Origin of the sequence: Polaromonas sp. (assembly GCF_035638815.1) — a bacterium.
Taxonomy (GTDB): Bacteria; Pseudomonadota; Gammaproteobacteria; order Burkholderiales; family Burkholderiaceae_C; genus Polaromonas.
This window is the reverse complement of record NZ_DASQZG010000016.1, coordinates 306,406-327,344: the sequence shown is the minus strand read 5'-3', so window position 1 is coordinate 327,344 and position 20,939 is coordinate 306,406. Positions and strand designations below refer to the sequence as shown.

28 protein-coding genes are annotated in these 20,939 nt (G+C 59.5%); 17 read left to right on the top strand and 11 right to left on the bottom strand.

Features of this window, described 5'->3' with window-relative positions:
• Positions 1-37: 37 nt before the first annotated feature.
• Positions 38-559, top strand: a complete 522-nt coding sequence (gene msrA / locus VE934_RS11800) for a peptide-methionine (S)-S-oxide reductase MsrA (protein WP_324887676.1) — start codon at positions 38-40, stop codon at positions 557-559.
• A gap of 169 nt (positions 560-728) precedes the next feature.
• Positions 729-1,142: a VOC family protein gene (locus VE934_RS11795; RefSeq protein WP_324887650.1), complete on the top strand. Its 414-nt coding sequence runs from the start codon at positions 729-731 to the stop codon at positions 1,140-1,142.
• A gap of 193 nt (positions 1,143-1,335) precedes the next feature.
• On the opposite strand, the gene VE934_RS11790 is transcribed toward VE934_RS11795, so the two are convergent.
• From VE934_RS11790 to aztA, 4 genes are all read right to left on the bottom strand, one after another.
• Positions 1,336-2,343 carry a GTP-binding protein gene (locus VE934_RS11790; RefSeq protein WP_324887648.1) on the bottom strand — a complete coding sequence of 336 codons (1,008 nt, stop codon included), beginning with the start codon at positions 2,341-2,343 and terminating at the stop codon, positions 1,336-1,338.
• A gap of 124 nt (positions 2,344-2,467) precedes the next feature.
• Positions 2,468-3,382, bottom strand: a complete 915-nt coding sequence (locus VE934_RS11785; RefSeq protein ID WP_324887646.1) for a metal ABC transporter substrate-binding protein — start codon at positions 3,380-3,382, stop codon at positions 2,468-2,470.
• A 28-nt stretch (positions 3,383-3,410) separates the two neighbouring features.
• Positions 3,411-4,325 (bottom strand): metal ABC transporter permease, encoded by a 915-nt coding sequence (locus tag VE934_RS11780; protein ID WP_324887644.1) that lies wholly within the window; start codon positions 4,323-4,325, stop codon positions 3,411-3,413.
• The gene (gene aztA / locus VE934_RS11775) at positions 4,325-5,101 is read right to left on the bottom strand and encodes a zinc ABC transporter ATP-binding protein AztA (protein ID WP_324887674.1); all 777 of its coding nucleotides are present in this window, start codon (positions 5,099-5,101) and stop codon (positions 4,325-4,327) included. Before aztA ends, VE934_RS11780 begins: the two co-directional genes overlap by 1 nt.
• A gap of 275 nt (positions 5,102-5,376) precedes the next feature.
• On the opposite strand from aztA, the gene VE934_RS11770 reads away from it, so the two are divergent.
• The 7 genes from VE934_RS11770 to VE934_RS11740 all read left to right on the top strand — a co-directional run bounded on the left by VE934_RS11770 (position 5,377) and on the right by VE934_RS11740 (position 9,422).
• Positions 5,377-5,892 carry a Fur family transcriptional regulator gene (locus VE934_RS11770; protein ID WP_324887642.1) on the top strand — a complete coding sequence of 172 codons (516 nt, stop codon included), beginning with the start codon at positions 5,377-5,379 and terminating at the stop codon, positions 5,890-5,892.
• Positions 5,889-6,545: an ABC transporter ATP-binding protein gene (locus VE934_RS11765; protein ID WP_324887640.1), complete on the top strand. Its 657-nt coding sequence runs from the start codon at positions 5,889-5,891 to the stop codon at positions 6,543-6,545. The genes VE934_RS11770 and VE934_RS11765 overlap by 4 nt, the downstream gene beginning before the upstream one ends.
• The gene (locus VE934_RS11760) at positions 6,542-7,744 is read left to right on the top strand and encodes an ABC transporter permease (RefSeq protein WP_324887638.1); all 1,203 of its coding nucleotides are present in this window, start codon (positions 6,542-6,544) and stop codon (positions 7,742-7,744) included. The genes VE934_RS11765 and VE934_RS11760 overlap by 4 nt, the downstream gene beginning before the upstream one ends.
• 15 nt (positions 7,745-7,759) lie before the next feature.
• Positions 7,760-8,008 carry a hypothetical protein gene (locus tag VE934_RS11755; RefSeq protein WP_324887672.1) on the top strand — a complete coding sequence of 83 codons (249 nt, stop codon included), beginning with the start codon at positions 7,760-7,762 and terminating at the stop codon, positions 8,006-8,008.
• Between the two features lie 50 nt (positions 8,009-8,058).
• Positions 8,059-8,691: a DUF3299 domain-containing protein gene (locus tag VE934_RS11750; RefSeq protein ID WP_324887636.1), complete on the top strand. Its 633-nt coding sequence runs from the start codon at positions 8,059-8,061 to the stop codon at positions 8,689-8,691.
• Between the two features lie 9 nt (positions 8,692-8,700).
• Positions 8,701-8,859, top strand: a complete 159-nt coding sequence (locus tag VE934_RS11745; protein ID WP_324887634.1) for a hypothetical protein — start codon at positions 8,701-8,703, stop codon at positions 8,857-8,859.
• Positions 8,860-9,059: 200 nt separating this feature from the next.
• Positions 9,060-9,422, top strand: coding sequence for a DMT family protein (locus VE934_RS11740; protein WP_324887632.1), 363 nt, complete (start codon positions 9,060-9,062; stop codon positions 9,420-9,422).
• A gap of 25 nt (positions 9,423-9,447) precedes the next feature.
• Here VE934_RS11740 and VE934_RS11735 read toward each other — a convergent pair whose 3' ends face one another.
• On the bottom strand, positions 9,448-10,617 hold the full coding sequence (locus tag VE934_RS11735; protein ID WP_324887630.1) for a dipeptidase: 1,170 nt from the start codon (positions 10,615-10,617) through the stop codon (positions 9,448-9,450).
• Positions 10,618-10,799: 182 nt separating this feature from the next.
• On the opposite strand from VE934_RS11735, the gene VE934_RS11730 reads away from it, so the two are divergent.
• Positions 10,800-11,447 (top strand): DUF47 domain-containing protein, encoded by a 648-nt coding sequence (locus VE934_RS11730; protein WP_324887628.1) that lies wholly within the window; start codon positions 10,800-10,802, stop codon positions 11,445-11,447.
• A 2-nt stretch (positions 11,448-11,449) separates the two neighbouring features.
• Positions 11,450-12,460, top strand: a complete 1,011-nt coding sequence (locus VE934_RS11725; RefSeq protein WP_324887626.1) for an inorganic phosphate transporter — start codon at positions 11,450-11,452, stop codon at positions 12,458-12,460.
• Positions 12,461-12,474: 14 nt separating this feature from the next.
• On the opposite strand, the gene VE934_RS11720 is transcribed toward VE934_RS11725, so the two are convergent.
• The 3 genes from VE934_RS11720 to VE934_RS11710 are packed head-to-tail and all read right to left on the bottom strand — an operon-like array spanning position 12,475 to position 14,036.
• The gene (locus VE934_RS11720; RefSeq protein WP_324887624.1) at positions 12,475-13,008 is read right to left on the bottom strand and encodes a GNAT family N-acetyltransferase; all 534 of its coding nucleotides are present in this window, start codon (positions 13,006-13,008) and stop codon (positions 12,475-12,477) included.
• A 12-nt stretch (positions 13,009-13,020) separates the two neighbouring features.
• A complete protein-coding gene (locus VE934_RS11715; RefSeq protein WP_324887623.1) occupies positions 13,021-13,476 on the bottom strand; it encodes a TM2 domain-containing protein in 456 nt (151 codons plus the stop codon).
• An 8-nt stretch (positions 13,477-13,484) separates the two neighbouring features.
• Positions 13,485-14,036: a GNAT family N-acetyltransferase gene (locus tag VE934_RS11710; RefSeq protein ID WP_324887670.1), complete on the bottom strand. Its 552-nt coding sequence runs from the start codon at positions 14,034-14,036 to the stop codon at positions 13,485-13,487.
• A 159-nt stretch (positions 14,037-14,195) separates the two neighbouring features.
• Between VE934_RS11710 and rpsP the strand changes: the two genes are divergently transcribed.
• The 6 genes from rpsP to VE934_RS11680 all read left to right on the top strand — a co-directional run bounded on the left by rpsP (position 14,196) and on the right by VE934_RS11680 (position 18,375).
• Positions 14,196-14,456 carry a 30S ribosomal protein S16 gene (gene rpsP, locus VE934_RS11705; protein WP_324887622.1) on the top strand — a complete coding sequence of 87 codons (261 nt, stop codon included), beginning with the start codon at positions 14,196-14,198 and terminating at the stop codon, positions 14,454-14,456.
• Positions 14,457-14,462: 6 nt separating this feature from the next.
• Positions 14,463-15,038 (top strand): ribosome maturation factor RimM, encoded by a 576-nt coding sequence (gene rimM, locus VE934_RS11700; protein ID WP_324887620.1) that lies wholly within the window; start codon positions 14,463-14,465, stop codon positions 15,036-15,038.
• Positions 15,039-15,077: 39 nt separating this feature from the next.
• Positions 15,078-15,857: a tRNA (guanosine(37)-N1)-methyltransferase TrmD gene (gene trmD, locus VE934_RS11695; protein WP_324887618.1), complete on the top strand. Its 780-nt coding sequence runs from the start codon at positions 15,078-15,080 to the stop codon at positions 15,855-15,857.
• A 132-nt stretch (positions 15,858-15,989) separates the two neighbouring features.
• On the top strand, positions 15,990-16,355 hold the full coding sequence (gene rplS / locus VE934_RS11690) for a 50S ribosomal protein L19 (RefSeq protein WP_096668567.1): 366 nt from the start codon (positions 15,990-15,992) through the stop codon (positions 16,353-16,355).
• Positions 16,356-16,431: 76 nt separating this feature from the next.
• Positions 16,432-17,127, top strand: coding sequence for a CoA pyrophosphatase (locus VE934_RS11685; RefSeq protein ID WP_324887614.1), 696 nt, complete (start codon positions 16,432-16,434; stop codon positions 17,125-17,127).
• A gap of 237 nt (positions 17,128-17,364) precedes the next feature.
• Positions 17,365-18,375, top strand: coding sequence for a CobD/CbiB family protein (locus VE934_RS11680; protein ID WP_324887612.1), 1,011 nt, complete (start codon positions 17,365-17,367; stop codon positions 18,373-18,375).
• A gap of 9 nt (positions 18,376-18,384) precedes the next feature.
• Here the strand turns inward: VE934_RS11680 and rsgA are convergent, their stop codons facing one another.
• From rsgA to VE934_RS11665, 3 genes are read right to left on the bottom strand one after another with little or no spacing between them, the layout of a single operon-like run.
• Positions 18,385-19,419 (bottom strand): ribosome small subunit-dependent GTPase A, encoded by a 1,035-nt coding sequence (gene rsgA, locus VE934_RS11675; RefSeq protein WP_414693839.1) that lies wholly within the window; start codon positions 19,417-19,419, stop codon positions 18,385-18,387.
• Entirely contained in the window at positions 19,329-19,649 is a 321-nt protein-coding gene (locus VE934_RS11670) for a 4a-hydroxytetrahydrobiopterin dehydratase (RefSeq protein ID WP_324887608.1), read from the bottom strand. Before VE934_RS11670 ends, rsgA begins: the two co-directional genes overlap by 91 nt.
• Positions 19,646-20,932 (bottom strand): M48 family metallopeptidase, encoded by a 1,287-nt coding sequence (locus VE934_RS11665; protein ID WP_324887606.1) that lies wholly within the window; start codon positions 20,930-20,932, stop codon positions 19,646-19,648. The genes VE934_RS11670 and VE934_RS11665 overlap by 4 nt, the downstream gene beginning before the upstream one ends.
• Between the last annotated feature and the right edge of the window lie 7 nt (positions 20,933-20,939).

Below are 20,939 nucleotides of genomic sequence, written 5' to 3'. Positions count from 1 at the left end.
GACACAGCAGGAGTTTACGGGCACAGCAACGCAAACCATCACCCTAGGCGGCGGCTGCTTCTGGTGCACCGAGGCGGTATTTGTGCAGGTGCGCGGCATCACGGATGTGGAATCCGGCTACAGCAATGGCCATACGCAGCGGCCCAGCTATGAGCAGGTGTGCACCGGTACGACGGGCCATAACGAAGTCGTCAAGCTGGTGTATGACCCTGCGCAGATCAGCCTTCGCGTGATTCTTGAAATTTTCTTCATCATCCATGACCCGACCACACTGAACCGGCAGGGCAACGACAGCGGCACGCAATACCGCAGCGGGATTTACTACTCCACACCAGAGCAAAAGCAGATCGCCGAAGACATGGTGAGTGACATGAACCAGCAAAAGCTGTTTGGCAACCCCGTGGTTACCGAGGTGTTGCCGCTGTCCAACTACTCGGCGGCAGAGGCTTACCACCAGGACTTCTTTGAGAAAAACCCGGACCAGGGTTATTGTGTGGCGGTAGCGGGTCCGAAGGTCGCCAAGTTTCTCAAGACGTTTTCAGAATACGCCAAGGCCTGAGCACCGGCACGGTCGTCATCCCGGACTCGATCCGCGATCCACGATTTCTTTCAGCCGGCGTTACTCACCACCTGCTTGACTGGGCAGCATCTCTTGCCAAAAGTACTGTATCTATGTACAGTCTTTGGGTGCTGCAGCCGCACTCTACATCAACTCAGGAGCCATCCCCATGCTTGACCACATGACCTTCCGCGTGACCGATATCGGTCGCGCCAAGGCTTTTTATTCCGCCGCACTGGCACCTTTGGGCTACAGCCTGTCTTTTGAAGGCAACTACGGCATGAACATCCTTGGGTTTGCCTACCCCGATGCCGCTGAGCCCGATGGCAAAAAGGCGGATGTCTGGTTTGTTGACGGCCCTTCGCCTTACGGGGGACCACCGGCGACGACGGGTTGCCACCTGTGCTGGCGTGCAGAGAACCATGCACAGGTAGATGCTTTTTACCGCGCTGCGATCAACGCCGGCGGAAAAGACAACGGCGCCCCCGGTCTTCGCCCCGACTATCACGCCAACTACTACGGCGCTTTTGTCATTGACCCGGAAGGCAACAACATCGAAGCGGTGTGCCATCGGCCCGAGTAAGCGGGTGTAGTCGCAGCGGGCTTCGCCGCGGGCCCGCTGGGCTCACGTCCGTTCGGCGCCCATGCTTCAATTTTGATAGCAAACTTTCCCCATTCTTGAAGGGCGGATAGCTGGTTTCGCCATTAACGGGATTGCGATGCTGCCCCCGGCGGCTCGGGGCGTAGTGTTGGCCAGCGGGCCAGGGAAGGGCTTATCACGCTGGTTGACTAGCCGCTTGCTTTCGCTTTCCCGTAAATACGCAGTCGGCCAGGCCGTCTTCAATCAACTGGCGCGGAAGGTCTCGTCCTATAAAAACCATCTTGGAATCGCGGGTGTCGGCCGGTTTCCACTTGGCACCGCGGTCGGAGCCCATCAGCATGTGCACGCCCTGAAAGACGATACGGCTGTCTTCGCCGCGCACGTTGAGGACGCCTTTGTAGCGCATCATCTGCGCGCCGTACAACTGCACCAGGCCGCTGAGAAAGTTTTCCAGCTTTTCAAGGTCGAGCGCCCGCTTTTCCCGAAAGACGAAAGATGTGACGTCGTCATCATGTTCGTGGTCCACGTCAGTCAGAAAGGCTGGCTCTATTTCCAGAATCGCATTGAGGTTAAAACCGCGGATATCCAGCACCTCGGCGATGTTGGTCACGCCGTGACGTGACTCGGCCACCTTGGCGCGCGGGTTGATGCGCACCAGCCGGTTGCGGAGTGCGGTCAGCGCTTCGGGTGTCACGAGATCGGTCTTGCTGAGTAGCAAGCGGTCGGCAAAACCGACTTGCTCCTGCGCCTCATGGTGTTCGTCAAGCTGCTGCGGCGCGTGCACGGCATCAACCAGCGTGACGATCGCGTCAAGCAGATAGTGCATCTGCACATCTTCATCGACAAAAAAGGTCTGAGCCACCGGGGCCGGGTCAGCCAGGCCGGTGGTTTCGATCACCACATGGTCAAATTTCAGCGCGCCGGCTTTCCGCTTGGCTGCCAGCTCATTGAGTATGCGCACCAGGTCGCCGCGAACGGTGCAGCAGATGCAGCCGTTGTTCATCTCGACGATCTGTTCGTTGGTGTCTTGCACCAGCAGCTCGTTGTCGATACCGGCTTCGCCAAACTCGTTTTCAATCACGGCGATGCGGTGGCCATGGTCTGCCTTCAGTATCTGGTTGAGCAGCGTTGTTTTACCACTGCCCAGAAAGCCGGTCAGGATGGTGACGGGGATGAGGCTCATGAGAATGCTCCTGAAATTTTTTTAAACAAAAAAGGCTGTTGGCCCAATGAACACGGGCGCAAAGTGCTATAAAAGCCATAGCATGGTAGATGCGCAAGTAGCGGCTGTTCGGGATCCGGTGATCTCAGTTCTGCTTCATGCCAGCAACGAGCTGCGCCATGTTGTGGCGCATCATCTTCAGATAGGTGTCCGCAGGCCCGCCGGCTTTTGACAGTGCATCGGCGTACAGTTCGGGGCCTGGAGTTACCCCGGCATCTTTGGACAGTTGAGCCAGAAGCTTCGAGTTGCTCATGTTCTCGACGAACACGGCCTTGATCTTTTCTTTTTGAATCTGCTTGATCAGCTTGGCGACGTCCCTGGCGCTGGGCTCCGCCTCGGTAGACATGCCTTGTGGTGCCAAAAATTTGATACCGTAGTGGGTGCCGAGGTAACCAAAGGCGTCGTGCGAGGTGATGACCTTGCGTTTGTCCGCAGGTATTGCGGCGATCTGGGTTTTGGCGTCGGCGTCCAGCGTTTGCAACTCCTTGACATAAGCCTCGGTGTTGGCCTCGTACTGGCTTTTTCCTTGCGGGTCCAGCTTGCCCAATGCCGCTGCGATGTTGCGTACATAGATCGCTACATTGGTCGGGTCCTGCCAGGCGTGCGGGTCACTCTCGGCGCCTTTGCCTTTTTCTGCCTGCATGCTGCGCGGTTGGATACCTTGGCTGGCGATGGCGACGGGCCCTTTGTAGCCTGCCGACTTCACCAGCTTTTGTGTCCAGTGTTCAAAACCCAGTCCGTTCGTAACCAGCAGCCTGGTCTGCAGCAGGTTTTTGGCATCCGCCGCTTTGGGCTCGAAGACATGTGCATCTTCGTTGGGCCCGACCAGGCTGGTCACTGCCACGCGGTCTTTGCCGACCACCTGCACCAAATCGCCCAGGATGCTGAAGCTGACCAGTACCGGGATCTTGTCGGCCGCGACGGCCGGTGGACTGGCAGCGCTGGCCGCAAACAAAGCAAGCAAAGCCAGCGGTTTGGCGATCGTTTGAAACAGTTTCATCAATGGCATCCTTGGGTTAAAAAAAAGATCAGGCAACGCGGTGCGGCGGCGCAAAAAGGCGAGGGAGCCAGCCGTTGGGCGCGGCCAGTAACGATATGAAGTAAAGGACGCCGGCGCAGCCAATGATGGTGGGGCCCGAAGGGGTGCCTGCGTGGTAAGACAGCAGCAAGCCGGCGTAGCCAGACAGCAGGGCTTGGGCGCTGGCATTGACAAGTTGCTTGGGCAGGGTCTCGTGCCACAGCTTGGCGGATACCGCCGGCAGCATCATCAGCCCCACCGCCATCAGCGTGCCCAGGGTCTGGAAACCCGCAACCAGGTTGACCACCACCAGCATCAGAAACCCCTGCTGCCACAACCACGGTGCGATGCCTCCACGGCTGCGTCGCGCGGAGGCGCTTAAAAACACCGGGTCAAAACTTTCCAGCACCAGACCGCGGTAAGCAGCGGCGAGGGTCAGCACGCTGACGCTGGCCACACTGGCCACCAGCAGCAGACCGGGGGTGTCCACGCCGAGTGCGCTGCCAAAGAGAATGTGCAACAGGTCGAGCTGGGTGCCGTTGCCGGATATGAGCGTCACGCCCATCGCCAGCGCCACCAGATAGATGGCAGCCAGGCTGGCGTCTTCCTTGAGCGCGGTTGTTCGGCTGATGAAGCCTGCAATGGCCGCGACCACCATGCCGGCCAGTACGCCGCCCGCCACCATGGCCGAAAGCGACAGGCCGAACAGCATGAAGCCGATGGCCACCCCCGGCAGGATCGCGTGGCTGAGCGCATCGCCGAGCAAGCTCATGCGGCGCAGCGTCAAAAACACGCCCAGCGGCGCAGCGCTCAGCGACAGGGCGAAGGTGGCAACCAGTGCCCTCCGCATGAAAGCAAACTCGGCAAATGGAGCCCACAGCAAGCTCCAGGCGCTGTCGAAAAAGTATGCAAATACGCCTGGCATCAGACACCCACTCGCAGGAGATCCCGAGGAGCGCCCTTGCTGGCGGAGCTGGCGTCGATGGCGCACAGTTCAGCGTCCTCGTCCCAGGCCTCGGCCATGGCGCGAGCGGTGCTCAGATGCGCTTCAGTCATGACCTGTGCCGTCGGCCCCCAGGCAACCAGTTCACGCGCCAGCAACAATGTCTGGGGAAAATGCCTGCGCACTTGAGCATCGTCGTGCAGCACCGCCATCACGGTGCGCCCTTGCTGTTGCCACTGGGCAATGATGCCTAACAAGGCCGCGGTGGTTTTGCTGTCGATGGCGTTGAAGGGCTCGTCAAGAAGAATTAAATCTGCATCCTGAACCAGCATGCGGGCAAACAGCACCCGCTGCAGTTGCCCGCTGGATAGCGAACTGATGGGACGCTGCTCAAAACCGTTCAGACCAACCGCGTCAATGGCCGCACTGACGCGTGCATGCTGCCCATCATCAACGCAGCCCCAGGGCCCCTGTTGCTGCCAGCAACCCAGCAGGACACAGTCATGCACGCTGATGGGGAAACTGCGGTCGATTTCGGCCACTTGGGGCAGGTAGGCCATACGCGCGCCCGGTACAGATACCTTGATGTTGCCGCCCGAGGTGGGCAGCAGGCCCATGATGGATTTGAGCAGGGTGCTTTTGCCTGAACCGTTCGGGCCGACCACTGCCGTCAGCGAGCCAGATAAAAACTCGCCGCTGATATGGTGCAGCGCCGGGTGCTGGTGGTAGCTGACCGTGAGGTTGTCCAGGCTCACCACGGAGCGGCCTCCAGGTTGCTCCACCACACAGCCGCCCACAACGCGGCAAGCACCGGCAGCATCATCAGCACTCGCCACCAGGCGGGCCGCGCCAAGGGGCTCTGTGCGGTTTTTTTCTGGGGAGTTGGGAATGTCACGGACGATCTTTACGAAAGGAGGGGTGTGGAATTGCACCCTTTTGGGTCGATAATGCAACACGATTGCGATACAGTTTAACGCAACACGATTGCGTTATTGGATTTGCTGCTTTTTTTTGGCAAACATTTCATCTGCTCATGACCAAACCGCCAATTGCCGACCCCGCTATCGCGCCCATCGACGCCTTGTTGACAGCCCACGGCCTGCGCCGAACCAGTGCGGCCCGATTGGTACTTGGGTGGCTGCTGGCTCACCCCGACACCAGCTACACCCACGCCCAGTTGCAGGTGGCTCTGGCTGGTGATGCGGACGTGTCAGTCAAGGCGGACACACCGGCACTAGACCGCGTCACGCTATACCGTCTGATTGACCGCCTCACCCAGGTCGGGCTGCTGCTGTGCCGGGTGGACTCAAGCCGGGTGCGCCGTTACCAGGCCATGCCAACCAGCGTGCATGCCATCCCGCATTTCGAGTGCCAAACCTGCCACCGCGACAGTCCGCTGGCCGGGGCGCTGAAGGCCAACGCCGACGACCTGGAGCGCGCCGCTCAAACGGCGCTTGAAGCCCTGCGTGCATTGGGCTACCAAGGACTGAGCATGGATGTCGCCGTGCGAGGGTTGTGTGTGGAGTGCGCATCGGATGCCGCAGCGTGATTGATTCGCAGCAGCTCGCTTACGCGTACCAACAAGGGTCGCTTTTGCGGTTTGACAATGTGAATGTGCCGCAGGGTGGTGTTTTGGTGCTGCGCGGCGCATCGGGCTCGGGCAAGTCGACCTGGCTCGCATTGGCGGCAGGGTTGCTGGCGCCCAGCGAAGGCGATATCACCATAGCCGGCCAATCGGTCAAAGCCCTCGGCAAAGCGGCGGGCGATGCATGGCGGGCAAGGACCATTGGTTTTCTGCCGCAAAAACTTCATTTGAGCGCCGCCCTCACCGTGCATGACAACCTGGCCATGGCGCAGTGGGCTGCTGGCCAACCGCAAGACGAAAAGCGCATCGCCGAGGCTTTGGCGGCGCTGGGTGTGCAGGACCTGACTCGCCGCAAGCCAGCCCAGCTATCGGGCGGGCAGGCACAGCGTGTGGCGCTGGCCCGGGCGGTGCTGCTCAAACCGCTGGTGATTCTGGCCGACGAGCCGACAGCCAGTCTGGACGATGACTCGGCGGGGGCAGCATTGGCGCTGCTGCAGGCCTGCGCGGCGCGCGAGGGCGCCACCTTGGTGATTGCAACGCATGATTCGCGCGTCTTGAACGGTCTTGAGGGCGAAATCATCACTTTGCCCATTAATAACGGGCATAGTTTGCTATGAATATAGTAGCAATTTCCTGGCGCTACCTGTGGGCCCGGCCTCTGGCTGCGGGGCTTAATGTGTTGCTGCTCAGCCTGGGTCTGGCGTCCATGGCTTTTGTGCTGCTGGTCAGTCACCAGATCGAGCGCGCTTTTGAGCGCGACCTGGCGGGTATTGACGTGGTAGTGGGCGCGAAGGGCAGTCCGATGCAACTGATTTTGTCGGGCGTCTTTCATCTTGACGTGCCAACCGGCAACGTGCCACTGGCTGCCGTCCAGGAACTGGAAGAACACCCCCACGTCGCCAAGCTCATCCCCATCAGCCTGGGAGACAGTTTTGGCGGGTTCCGGATCGTGGGCAGCACGCCGGACTACATCGCCCACTACCGCGCGACGCTGGCGCAGGGCAAGCCATGGACAGCCCCCATGCAGGCGGTGTTGGGCGCGCAGGTGGCGCAGCAAAGCGGGCTTAAAGTGGGCGATCAGTTTGCCGGCAGCCACGGCCTCAGCGGCGGTGGAGCAAGCCACGGCCAAACGCCTTATGTGGTTAGTGGGGTGCTGGCACCCAGTGGCTCGGTGCTCGACAGGCTGGTGCTCACCGCGCTGGAGTCGGTCTGGCAGGTCCATGAAACCGACACCGCGCTGGATGCCGAAGACCGCAAGATTCTGGAAAGTGAGCGCGAGCTGACGCTGGCGTTGATTCAGTACCGCACGCCCCTGGCGGCCGTGACCTTTCCTCGCTTTATCAACACCACCACCGACATGCAGGCGGCTGCCCCGGCACTGGAAATCACGCGTCTGCTCAACATGATTGGTGTGGGGACCGACATGCTGCGCGCCCTGGCCGGGGTCCTGCTGCTCACCGCAGGCTTGAGTGTATTTATTGCCCTGTGGAGCGCCGTGCGTGAGCGCCGGGCGGACCTGGCCTTGCTGCGCATGCTGGGCGCGCCGCCCGCCAAGGTGGCCGGGCTCTTGCTGTGCGAGGCGCTGTGGCTGGCGCTACTGGCAACCGTACTGGGTCTGCTCGTCGGGCAGGGCTTGACAGCTCTGATAGGCTGGTCTTTGCAGGTGGAAAAGTCCTTGCTGGTCGCTGCCTGGGCCTGGCCGGTCGAGTTGTGGCTGGTGCCGCTGCTGGCCACGGTTGTGGCGCTGTTGTCTGCGCTGCTGCCAGCGGTGCAGGCCTATCGGATTAGTGTGTTTGAACTTCTTCAATCAAGGTAAATCATCATGAATATTATGAAAAATGTGCTTCTAGCCCTTTCATCGCTTGCGCTGGCTGCTACGTTTTCAGTAGCAAATGCGCAGCACAGCGGCAAGGAAGTCAAAGAGGACGTCCAGCGTCATCGCGCCATGGCGGCAGCCCACGAGGCTGCGGCCAAGTGTCTGGAATCAGGCAAGAAAGAGGAGATGTGCATGAAGGACCTTCAGGCCTCCTGCAAAGGCCTTGCAGTGGGAAAATACTGCGGCATGAAACACGCGCATTGAGCACATCGAGCGCACATTGAAGTTAAGCAAATTGGTTCAGGAGAGTTGCCATGAGTGGGTCTGATTTCACCGCTGTTAAAACCGGTTTGCTCGGGCTCCTGCTGGCCGTGGGTTCTGCCCATGCGCAATTAAGCTCGCCACTTCCGCCGGGCAGCAGCAAGCCAGTTGCCCCTGCAAGCACCAAGCCGGCCGCGCCCGCGGGCAGCAAATCCGCCGTGGGCAAGGCGGCGCCGGCGACTGCACCGTTGGGCACCATAGACCTGCCTGCAGGGCAGGGCGCTGGTGTGCACGGGGCCAACAGCCCTTATGCACCTCTGCCCTCGCGCACGGACGTGATTGCCTGGTCCATGCTGACCGATGTCAAAACGAAGAACGAAAAAAACCGCATCATGCCGGTGTTCAACGCCAGCCAGCTCGCGCTCAATGAAAAAACCCAGCGTATCCAGGGCTTCATGATGCCGCTGGAGCCGGGTAAAAAGCAGCGCCATTTTTTGCTGTCGTCGGTGCCACTGACCTGTTCTTTCTGCCTGCCCGGCGGGCCTGAAAGCATGATCGAGGTTAGAACCAAAACGCCCGTGGAGTACGGCATGGAAGCCGTGGTGGTGGAGGGGCGTTTTCTTGTTCTCAATGATGACGCCAATGGCCTCTATTACCGCATCACCGATGCGGTGGCTGTGAAGTAGTCACATCACATGAGCCTGGTTCAGGTGCTTGGCACGCTGCGGCACAGGTTGGCTGAGCGATTTTTCTCGGTACGCGTCCACGTTGCTGATTGCCGGGGTGTTTTGACCAGGCCGGTCAAGGTGGCGTACGCCGCCGTTCTGGCCACCCTGGCTCCGATCGTTTGTTGATTGCTATGGTTTTTATAGCGCGTCGCGCAGGCTGGATAAGGGTGGCAGCCAGAAAAGATATCTCAAATCCGATCTTTCCGCTGGTGACGCCGGCGCTGGTGTTTGGCGACTGCCCTGTCGGGCGAATTGGCGAATAGCCCGAATAGCCCGAATAGCCCGAATAGCCCGAATAACCTTATTGGCAATCGTACGGAGGTTTCATGCAGTTTTTACAGTCCCTTCCTGTCTCTGCCCAAGCCATTGGTTTGCTGATGCTGTCCAACGTTTTCATGACATTTGCCTGGTACGGCCATCTGAAGAACCTGGCCACTTCACCCTGGTATATCGCAGCGCTCGTCAGTTGGGGCATTGCCCTGTTTGAATACCTGCTGCAGGTGCCCGGCAATCGCATCGGTTTCACCGTCTACAGCATCGGGCAGCTCAAGATCATGCAGGAGGTGATCACGCTCGCGGTGTTTGTGCCGTTTGCGGTTTTTTATCTCAACGAGCCGCTCAAACTTGATTATTTGTGGGCGGCGCTTTGTATGGTGGGCGCGGTGTATTTCATCTTTCGCAGCAGTTAAGCCTACCGGCGCCGGCGGTTGCAGATCAGCTCACAGGCAGCTGCCCCTTCAACAGGCGGAGCACATTGCCTCCCATGATGCCAAGGATGTCTTCTTCGCTGAAGCCCGCTTCCAGCAGCCCCTGGGTCAGGAGCACGAGACCTGTGGTGTCGAAAGTGGCTTTGATCGCGCCGTTGTAGTCAGAGCCAAGCGCAACGTGTTTGGCGCCAGCAATGTTGGCGGTGTGACGCATGGCGCGGATGATGGACGCCACGTCCGTCCCGCAGACGGCGCCTTCAAAATAACCGATGCCGATCACACCACCGGTGGCTGCAATGGCCTTGATATGGGCGTCGCTGAGGTTGCGGGGGCCAGGGCAGGTGCCCTGTACGCCGGTATGTGATACCAGCACCGGCCGCTTGGCCATGGCCAGTACGTCGTTTATCACTTTGGGTGATGCATGGGCCAGGTCCACGATCATCTGCTTTTCTTCCAGGCGGCGGATGACGTCTTTCCCGAATGGGGTCAAGCCGCCTTTTTCCATGCCGTGGGCGGAGCCGCCCAGCTCGTTGTCAAAAAAGTGGGTCAGGCCGGTGATGCGAAAACCGGCGTCATACAGTTTGTCCACGTTTTCCAGCTTGCCTTCAAGCGGGTGCAGGCCTTCTGTTGCAAGTACCGCAGCCAGCCGTCCACCCTGCGGCGGCGCGCCGCTGAACACTGCGGCAAGGTCAGCCTGTGAGCGCACCACTCGCATGGCGCCTTGGCTGTCGCTGGCGGCCGCATGCAGCTTTTCGCCCTGATACAGGGCGCGCTCCAGCAGGCTGCCCCAGGCGCGCTGCGGCCAGCGCTGAGCCATCACAAGCATGGTGATGCTGTCGGTGTCGTCGGCGTTTCGCTCGAAGTTGAGATTTTTGGGCGACTTGGTGACGGTGGAGAAAACCTGCAGGCTCACGCGCCCCTCCAGTAAGCGCGGCAAATCGCTGTGGCCGTAGTCGTAACGACGCAGCAGATCGCGCGACCAGAGCAATGCGTCGTCGTGGAGATCGGCGACAAACAGTTTTTCATGCAGCGCTTTGGCCTTTTCGCTGGTGGTGTAGGGCGGCATCAGCGCCAGGGCATTCATGCGCTTGTCCACGATGGGTGGCAAGCTGAAGAACACAGCCAGACCGGCTACGGATAGCCCTGCGGCGGCGATCAGGAGTTTTTTGTATTTCATGCGGCATGGCGCAGTGACGCGCGCAGGGAGAAGTGAAGCAAACTTTACCGGCTAAAGGCAGAAAGCCCAACAGAGGGTGCATCCCTTGTCGTCAGGCGGGGTCGTCCCCCACGGCCGCGCGGTTAAACTCTCCGCTGTCACAAATTTGTCATATTCAATGACGAGATTACCTGGAGTCGAAGATGCTGTTTGGCAAACTCTTGCCCCGTGAGGGCAATTTTTTCGAGCTGTTCAACCAGCATGCGGATCGCATTGTGGAGGCCGCGCGTGCTTTTTCAAACCTGGTAGCCAACTACAGCGACGTGCAAAAGCGCGAGGCCTACAACCGCGAAGTCGACAACGCCGAACGTGCTGCCGACCGGATCACCCAAGAGGTGAACCGGATGTTGCACAAGACCTTTATCACGCCGATTGACCGTGAGCAGATTCACAAGCTCATCAATACCATGGATGACGTGTGCGACCTGATTCAGGATTCAGCCGAAACCATGGCCCTGTACGACGTGCGCCACATGACCGATGAGATCGTGCGGCTGACTGACCTCAGCGTCAAATGCTGTGAACGGCTCAAGGACGCGGTGGGCCTGATCGACAAGCTCAGCGATGCAGCAACCGCAGAGGCGGCGCTGAAAACCTGCGAGGAAATCGACAAACTGGAGTCGGACGCTGACCGCGTGATGCGCTCGGCCATGAGCAAGCTGTTTCGCGAGGAGCCCGATGTGCGGGAGGTGATCAAACTCAAGGCGATTTACGAGTTGCTGGAAACCATCACTGACAAGTGTGAGGACGTGGCCAACCTGATCGAGGGCATCGTCCTCGAAAACTCCTGAACATGGAAACCGCACAGGCCGCCCTCTGGGTGGTGATCATGCTGGTGTTTCTCGCGATTGCCTTCGATTTCATGAACGGCTTTCACGATGCGGCCAACTCCATCGCGACCGTCGTCTCGACCGGCGTGCTCAAACCGGGGCAGGCGGTGCTGTTTGCCGCGACTTTCAACTTCATTGCCATCTTCATTTTTCATCTCAGTGTGGCTGCCACCGTGGGCAAGGGAATTGTTCAACCCGGGGTGGTTGACACGCATGTCGTTTTTGGTGCGCTGGTCGGCGCCATCAGCTGGAACCTGGTTACCTGGTACTACGGCATTCCGAGCAGCTCGTCCCATGCGCTGATCGGCGGCATTGTTGGCGCGGTGATGGCCAAGGCTGGGGCGGGCGCGCTCATCTCAGCCGGCGTGCTGAAAACAGTCGCATTCATTTTTGTTTCGCCGATGCTCGGTTTTTTGTTGGGATCACTGATGATGGTTCTGGTGGCCTGGGTCTGCCGTCGCGCCACGCCATCGCGGGTAGACCGGTGGTTTCGTCGTCTGCAGCTGGTGTCTGCTGGCGCCTACAGTCTGGGTCACGGCGGCAATGATGCGCAAAAAACAATCGGCATTATCTGGATGCTCCTGATCGCTACCGGCTACACCTCGGCCGGCGATGCAGCCCCTCCGACCTGGGTCATCGTCAGTTGTTACATCGCCATTGCAGCGGGCACCCTGTTCGGCGGCTGGCGCATTGTCAAAACCATGGGCCAAAAGATTACCAAGCTCAAACCCGTGGGCGGATTTTGCGCCGAAACGGGTGGTGCCATTACCCTGTTTCTGGCAACGGGCCTGGGGATTCCGGTGTCTACCACGCACACCATCACAGGAGCCATCGTTGGTGTGGGTTCAGCGCAGCGCGCCTCTGCCGTGCGGTGGGGAGTGGCTGGCAACATTGTCTGGGCCTGGATATTCACCATACCAGCCAGTGCCTTTGTGGCAGCCGTTGCTTACTGGGTCAGCCTGCAAATTTTTTAGCAGCGGGCCTTTGTTCAGGCGTTGATGCGTGGCGGGTTCGGGTGCAGCCGCGCCATGGAAAGGCTGTCAATGTAGCAGCCGCCTTTGAGTGCGTAGCCTTTGTGCCGACCTTCCTCCACAAAGCCAAGACCGCGGTACAAGGCGATAGCGCGGTCGTTGTCAGCCTGCACCATCAGCTCTATGCGCAGCACGCCGCTCCAGTTGTCGGCCCAGTCAAGCGCGCGTGTCATTAGCATTTTGCCGATTCCGCGGCCCTGTCCTTGGGGCGAGAGCGCGATGGCCAGCGATCGGACATGGCTGCGGCGCAGGCTGGGGTGTTGAACATGCAAACCCGCAAAACCAATCACCTCGCCTGCACTGAGGGCCACGAGTCTGCAGCCTTGGGCATCGACACGCTGGTAAGCCTCCAGACGCGATGCCACTGGCATGTCGGGTAGTTGCAAGGTGCCTTCAAAGGTGCCGATCTGGCCTAGCAATGCAGAAATCGCCGTCGCGTCGCCGGGCTCGGCAGCACGGATCAGGATGTCCGCAGTCTCGGGGTATTCCATTTTCAGTAACTCCTACTGCGAAATTTTTCGGGCTTCCTCAACCTGGTATTCAAAGTAGCGCTGAAAGCTGAAGACGATGCTGGACATCAGTGAAATCGTGCCGAACAGCAAGGCCAGTACCACAGCGCCCATGGTCACCCAGTTGGTCTTGCCGGCGCTGGCATCCAGCGCGGTGCCCGGGTTGTGTTGCGCGTTCCATTTTTCAGGTGCCATTAAGCCGTAATAAATGGCAGTAAGAGCCGTCGCTGCGACCGTGAAGCCGAGCAGCGGAATCAGCACCCACGCCAACTGGTCGTCCTGGCCGTAAAGGCGAACCCGCGAAATGCCAGACCATCCCAGCGCAGCGGCCACGGGGAAGAGCCACGCCCACAGGTCGCGCCATCCGTGTAAATAAAAGCGATGCGCGCCCAGTTGTCCGCCTATCAGGGCCAGCCAGGATGCAAGGGTCTTGTTTTTTTTATGGGTCATGGTTGAGTTTATGTCGGGGAGGCTGCAGCAGGGGCGACATCCCTGGGTGGCTTGGTATCGCCCGCGCCCAGTGTCTTTTGCATGATGACAATGTCGCGCCAGGCACCCATTTTCCAGCCGCAGGAATCGATCACGCCGACCTGCGAAAACCCGAGCGAGCGGTGCACGCCCACGGACCCGGCATTGGCAGAATCGCCGATCACCGCCATGACCTTTCGAATGCCGACGGCCTCGCAACAGACCAGCAACTCGGACAGCAGCAGGCGTCCCAGCCCCTTGCCTTGCTGACCCGGAGCCAGATAAATCGAATCTTCCACCGAGTAGCGGTAAGCAGGGCGGGGCTTGAACCAGTTGCCGTAGGCAAAGCCGACGACGACGCCGGCGTCTTCAGCCACCAGATAGGGCAGGCCCTTGCCCAGCACGTCGGCCCGGCGCGATGTCATGTCGGCAAGGCTGGGAGGCTCTGTTTCAAAGGTGCCGGAGCCGTGAAGCACGTGGTGTGCGTAAATGTCGGTGACGGAGGGTAGATCGTCCTCGCGGCTGGCTCGTATCAGGGGCATGTTGATCTGCAAAAAGTGGGGAGTGGATGAATTCTGCATGCCGGGTTATAATCTGCGGCTTTGCAGCATTTCGCTGGCCGGGTGCCATGTCGTGTGTCTCAAGCGCTGCAGGAACATTTTGGGGTGAATTAATTCGCCCCACCACCCGAAGGATAAATCATGGTCGTCATTCGACTCTCGCGCGGCGGTTCTAAACACCGTCCATTTTTCAATATTGTTGTGGCTGACAAACGCGTTCGCCGCGATGGTCGTTTCATCGAGCGCATCGGTTTTTACAACCCGATTGCCAAAGGTGGCGAAGAAGGTCTGCGCATTGAGCAAGACCGCCTGACCCACTGGCTGGGCGTTGGCGCACAAGCCTCCCCCACCGTGGAGCGCCTGGTCAAGCAGGGCGCCACCAAAGCAGCGGCTACGGCTTAATTGCTCGTGCTGCCTGGCCTGGAAACGTCGGGCCTGCCCGACGACGCCGTCGAAGTCGGGCGCATTCTTGACGCCTGGGGCGTCAAGGGCTGGGTGAAAATCCTGGCACACAGCGCCTCTTCCGAGGCGCTTTTTTCTTCTGACCGCTGGTTTTTGCAGCCCCCCGATGCCAAACACCGGCCGGGCTTTGACGCCTTCGCCGGCACCGTGGCTCTGGCTGTCAGCGAGTCCAAAACCCACTCCGATTCCGTGGTTGCCAAATTTGCCGGCATCGACGACCGCACGCCCGCCGAAGCATTGCGTGGCGCGCGGATTTTCGTGCCGCGTAGCAGCTTTCCGAAAGCGGGCAAGGACGAGTATTACTGGGTCGATTTGCTGGGCCTGAATGTCGTGAATCGCGAAGGCATAGCTCTGGGCAGTGTGCGTGATCTGATGGCCACGGGCCCTCACTCGGTGCTGTGTGTCGAGTACACCGAAGGCGAGCAGACGCTGGAACGCATGATTCCATTTGTGGCCGCTTATGTTGATGCGGTGGACATGCCTGGTAAAACCATAACGGTCGACTGGCAGCCGGACTATTAGAGCTGTCGCGCTCGCCGCTTCGTGACGCAAAATACAAACATGCGTTTTGATGTCATCACCCTGTTCCCCGAGCTATTTGCGCCGTTTTTGATCAGTGGCGTGACGCGCCGCGCCTATGAGTCCGGTCTGGTCGAGGTCAAACTCTGGAACCTACGTGATTTTGCCGACGGCAATTACCGACGCGTCGATGACCGCTCCTTTGGGGGCGGACCGGGCATGGTGATGATGGCTGAACCGTTGGCCCGCTGCCTTGAAAAAATCCGGGAGGATCGCGCTGAGCTTCCAAGTCTGCGAGTCCCAGTAGTTCTGTTCTCCCCGATTGGCGGAACGCTGGACCATGCGGGAGTCGCGGGCTGGTCGGCGAGCGCCGGCGCGGTGCTGGTCTGTGGTCGGTATGAAGGCCTGGATCAACGCTTTATTGATACCTATGTAGACCAGCAAATCAGTCTGGGCGACTTTGTTCTGTCGGGCGGTGAGATTGCCGCCATGGCGCTGCTCGATGCGGTGGCGCGGCTGCAGCCCGGCGTGCTCAACGACGAGGGTAGCCACCAGTTGGACAGCTTCAACCCCGCGCTGGATGGCTTGCTGGACTGCCCGCACTTCACGCGGCCAGAGACCTGGCGCGATCAGTCGGTGCCCGACAAGCTCCTGTCCGGAAACCATGCTCAAATTGAGCGCTGGCGTCGGGACCAGCGACTGGCCCTGACCCAGCTCAAGCGCCCTGATTTGGTGCAAAAAGCGAGGGCGATTGGGAGTTTGACAACTCAGGACGAGGCATTTCTGGCTGATTTGATGGAAAACCCGGAACGCGACTCATAAACGCTATAATCAAAGGCTTTTCGGTCCTCTGGCGGCCACTGCAACCATCTTGACCATCACTGATGTGTCCATGGATTTGCGGTCTTTAGTGCAGCGCGTGTATGAACGAAAAAATAGCGAGATGGAATTTATATGAATCTGATCCAAACCCTTGAGCAGGAAGAAATTGCCCGCCTCAACAAGACCATTCCCGTGTACGCCCCTGGCGACACCGTGATCGTCAGCGTCAATGTGGTTGAAGGTACACGCAAGCGTATGCAGGCCTTTGAAGGCGTCGTGATTGCCAAGCGCAACCGCGGTCTCAACTCCAGCTTCATCGTGCGCAAAATCTCCAACGGCGAAGGTGTGGAGCGGACCTTTCAGGTCTACAGCCCCTTGATCGCCAAGATCGAAGTCAAACGCCGCGGTGATGTGCGTCGCGCCAAGCTGTACTACCTGCGTAGCCGCAGCGGCAAGTCGGCACGTATCAAGGAAAAACTGGGCGCCAAAGCTGCATAAGCTTTATGGCCTCCAAAAAGCCGCTCTCTGGAGCGGCTTTTTTTTGCCTGCTACGCTGTGCCCCGTATGACCCCATATGACAAATACCAAGCCTTTGCCGAAATTTGACCCGCGCAGCATTCCCGTGATCGGGGTGGATACGCATCTGGCCGACGTGCCCGAGCATGCCTTGATGCCAGAGGCTTTGCGTCAGCGTTTTAGGCACCCGCCGGTGTGGACCCCCGAGCACAGCGTCGAGAAAAAATTCTCCAATCGGGAGCCTGCATTGGCAGCCGTGTTGCTGCCGCTGGTCATGCGTGATGAATTGATGTTGCTGCTGACAGAGCGGGCCGACAACATGTCCACCCATTCTGGCCAGATCGCGCTACCGGGCGGCAAGACCGATGAGGCTGATCACGATGCGGTGGACACAGCCCTGCGCGAGGCGCATGAAGAAATCGGCCTGAGCCGCGAACATGTGGAAGTGCTGGGCATCTTGCCGACCTATGTCACCGGCACAGCCTTCATCATCACGCCGGTGGTGGCGCTGGTGCAACCCGGTTTTGCATTGCAAGCCAACCCGACTGAGGTGGCCGATATTTTTGAAGTGCCACTGCGCTACCTCATGAATCCGGCCAACCATCAGCGCCATGAATTCGAGTTTGAAGGCGTGGTGCGGCAGTGGTTGTCCATGCCGTACCCGGGCGCGGACAGCGAGGAAGCCAAAGAGCGATACATCTGGGGAGCGACGGCGGGGATGTTGCGAAATTTCTATCGCTTCTTAAGCGCTTGAGGTTTTACGCACCCCCCGTCCAGGCTCACTGCGTGTAGCCTGTTCCCCCCTCAAGGGGGCGGCGCCTGCGGTCTGGCAAAGCCAGTCCCGCGGCCCCCGAGGGGCTGGAGCCTGCGGCTCCAAACCTGCTTGAGCAGGTTGGACGGGCGACAGAGGTGAAGCGTCTCGCGAGCCGCGGCCTGCAAGGCCTCGGGAGCTACACGCAGTGAGCGACCGTGGGGGCTAGTATCATTCGGCATGAGCTTTTTCGCCGTTTTGTTTGCCCTCATCATTGAACAGGCCAGACCCATGGCGCGGGGCAACGCCATCCATGCCAGCCTGCGCCGGTGGGCGCGCTGGGCCAGCAAAAGTCTGGACGCAGGCAAGCCTCATCACGGCTGGGTTGCATGGACCATGGCCGTGATCGTTCCGGCGCTGGCCACTCTGGCCATTCACTGGCTCCTCTGGAGTGTTCATGGCGCGTTGGCATTTCTCTGGGGCGTGGCTGTTCTTTATGTCACCCTGGGCTTTCGCCAGTTCAGTCACTACTTCACCGATATCCGCGATGCACTGGATGACAGCGATGAAGCAACTGCGCGCGAGTTGCTGGCGCAGTGGCGCCAGGTCGATGCGAGCGAATTGCCACGCAGCGAGATCGTTCGCCATGTGATTGAGTATTCCGTCCTTGCGGCGCACCGCCATGTCTTTGGCGTGCTGGCCTGGTTCTCAGTGCTGGCTGCGTTGGGTTTTGGCCCTGCAGGGGCCGTGCTGTACCGCATGAGCGAGTTCGTTTCGCGCTATTGGGCACGCCGGAGCAAGCTGGCAGGCGACGAGGCCAGCCCTGCGTTGCAGGACGCAGCCACTCAGGCTTGGGGCGTGATTGATTTTGTTCCTGCGCGCCTGACTTCGCTGTGCTTCGCAGTGGTAGGTAGTTTTGAGGATGCGATAGATGGCTGGCGCAACTATGCCCAGCGTTGGCCCGTGGGGTCGCCCAATCGCAACGATGGTGTGATCCTGGCCGCCACTTCAGGCGCGGTCAATGTGCGTCTGGGTGGCGAGGCCTTGAAGGCTGCGTTTGCGCCCCATGCATCCCAGGGCTTTCAGGCCACCGGTGCGGATTCGGGTGAACCTGTCTCTGCGACTGAAACCACTCCCGGCCGGGAACCGGAAGTTGCGCACTTGCGCATCATCGTGGGGCTGGTCTGGCGTTCGGTTGTGCTCTGGATGGTGCTGCTTGCGCTACTGACCCTGGCACGCCTGCTGGGCTAAGCGCACTTTTCAGTAGCGTGGCGCCTCTGACAACTCGGCGAAAAGCTCGCTATATAAACGATAGCGGCTTGCGCTTATAACACCGGGGCCAGATGCCGATTTGACATTGGTGTTCACGCCGCAGCCTGGCTCGTGCAGGTGGGTGCAGTTGTAGAACTTGCAGTCCTGCGCATGCACCTTCAGATCCGGCATGTAGTTGGCAAGATGCATGGGGTCAATATGGTGCAGGCCGAATTCCTGAAACCCGGGTGAGTCAATCAGCGCACTGCTTCTGGCGGCATCAATCCAGTACAGCGTGGTGCTGGTGGTGGTGTGTTTGCCCGAATTCAGGGCCTGGGATATTTCTGCGGTCAACACCTGTGCATTGGGCACCAGCAGGTTGGTGAGGCTGCTCTTGCCAGCGCCGGAGGGCCCCAGTACCAGTGTTTTTTTTCCGCGAAGCAAATCCATCAGTTGTTCTGTCTGCGCGGTGTTGACCGCGGACCCGGCGAGTTTCGGTTTGATCGCCAGTGGCAGAACCTGATACCCCATGGCCCGGTAAGGTTCAAGCTTGGTCCAGGCGCGGCCAAACGGTTCTGCCAGATCGCTTTTGTTCAGCGCGATGATGGGGGTGATTCGTTCCGCCTCGGCGGCAATGAGTGCACGGGTGAGCTGGCTTTCGGAGAACTCGGGCTCCGCTGCAATCAATATCAGGACCTGATCGAGGTTGGCTGCGAATGATTTGGTTCGCATCTCGTCCTGCCTGTAAAACAGGTTGCTGCGCGGCTCTACCTTTTCAATGGTGCCTTCGTCTTCAGAAGGCAGCCAGAGAACCCGGTCCCCAACCAAAGCCTGGCTCTTTTTGCCGCGCGGGTGGCAGATCACGCGTTCGCCACTGGCCGTTTCCACCAGGCAATGCCTACCAAAACCGGCGACAACCAGGCCGGGCTGGCTCCCTGCCGACGAAACAGTGGTCAAGCCAGAAGGGCGTCGACTTTGGACGCGCAGAAAAAGTCGCTGACAGAAATGCCGTTCACGTCGTGCGTGTTGAAACGCACATTGCATTTGCCGTAGCTGAGCGTGAGATCGGGATGGTGATCTTCGGCATTGGCAATAAAAGCAACGGCATTGACGAAGCCCATGGTTTCGTGAAAGTTCTTGAAGGTAAATGTTTTATCCAGCGAGCCGTCGATCAGCCGCCAGCCCAGCGCTTGTTCTCCATTGAGCTGACTCAGCTGCGTGACGATTTCTGTGGCACTCAGTGCGCGGCGGTTCTGGTGAATGGGGTTGCTCATGCTGAAGCTCCAAGCCCTGCGTCCATGCGGGCCAGTCTTTCGGAGGCGGGGGGGTGCGAGTAATAAAACTTCACAAACACAGGGTCGGGTGTGAGGGTGCTGGCGTTGTCCTGGTACAACTTGAGCAGCGCAGTCTGCAAGTCGCGCGCTTGCGTTTGCGCCACGGCGTAAGCGTCCGCTTCAAACTCGTGCTTGCGCGAGAAGAGCGCAAACACCGGCGAGACAAAAAAGCTGAAGAGTGGCACCACCAGCATGAAGAGCAGCAGAGCCAGCGCATCGTTGCTTCCACCCATGTTCGGCCGTACGCCCAAGCCCGTATAAAACCAGACCTGCGTCGACAGCCAGCCCAGCAGCGCAAAGCCCGCCAGGCTCATGGCAAACATCGAGACAATCCGCTTGATGATGTGTTTGTGCTTGAAATGGCCCAGCTCGTGTGCGAGCACCGCGTCTACCTCGCCTGGATTCAACTGCTTGAGCAGGGTGTCGTAAAACACCACGCGTTTGGAGGCGCCAAATCCGGTGAAATAGGCGTTGGCATGTGCCGATCGCCTGCTGCCGTCCATTACAAACAAACCCTTGGCTGCAAAGCCGCAGCGTTGCATCAGTGCGGTCACGCGTGTCTTGAGTGCTTCGTCGTCCAGTGGCTGAAATTTGTTGAACAGTGGTGCGATGACGGTGGGGTAAAGAACAAGAATCAGCAGGTTAAAACCCATCCACGTACCCCAGGCCCACAGCCACCACCAGCTTCCGGTGCTGCCCATGATCCACAGAATCAAAGCCACGATTGGCAGGCCGATGAGAACGCCGACCAGCGTTGATTTCAGCAGGTCCATGACCCACAGGCGCAGCGTCATTTTGTTAAAGCCAAAACGCTCTTCAATCACAAAAGTGCTGTACAGGGTAAAGGGCAGGTCGAGCAAACCGCTGATGAGTCCAAATGCGCCCAGCAGCACCAACTGCGGCGCGAGGCTGCCGTAGCTGCCCAGGCCGCTCGCCATGATGGACTGATTCAGCGCATCGATGCCGCCCAGCAAGGTCCAGCCCAGCAGCACCGCTGTGCCAAATGCCAGTTCCAGCAGTCCAAAGCGCGCTTTGGCGATCGTGTAGCTGGCAGCTTTCTGATGGGCAGCGAGCGAGATGGTGTTGGCGAAAGCGGCAGGCACTTCATGGCGATGCTGTGCCACGTGGCGCATTTGACGCGAGGCCAGGTACAGCTTCAGCAGCACACCCAGCACCAGCGCGGCGGTGAAAACAAGGGTGAAAGAGAATGAATAGTCGCTCATGGCTGGC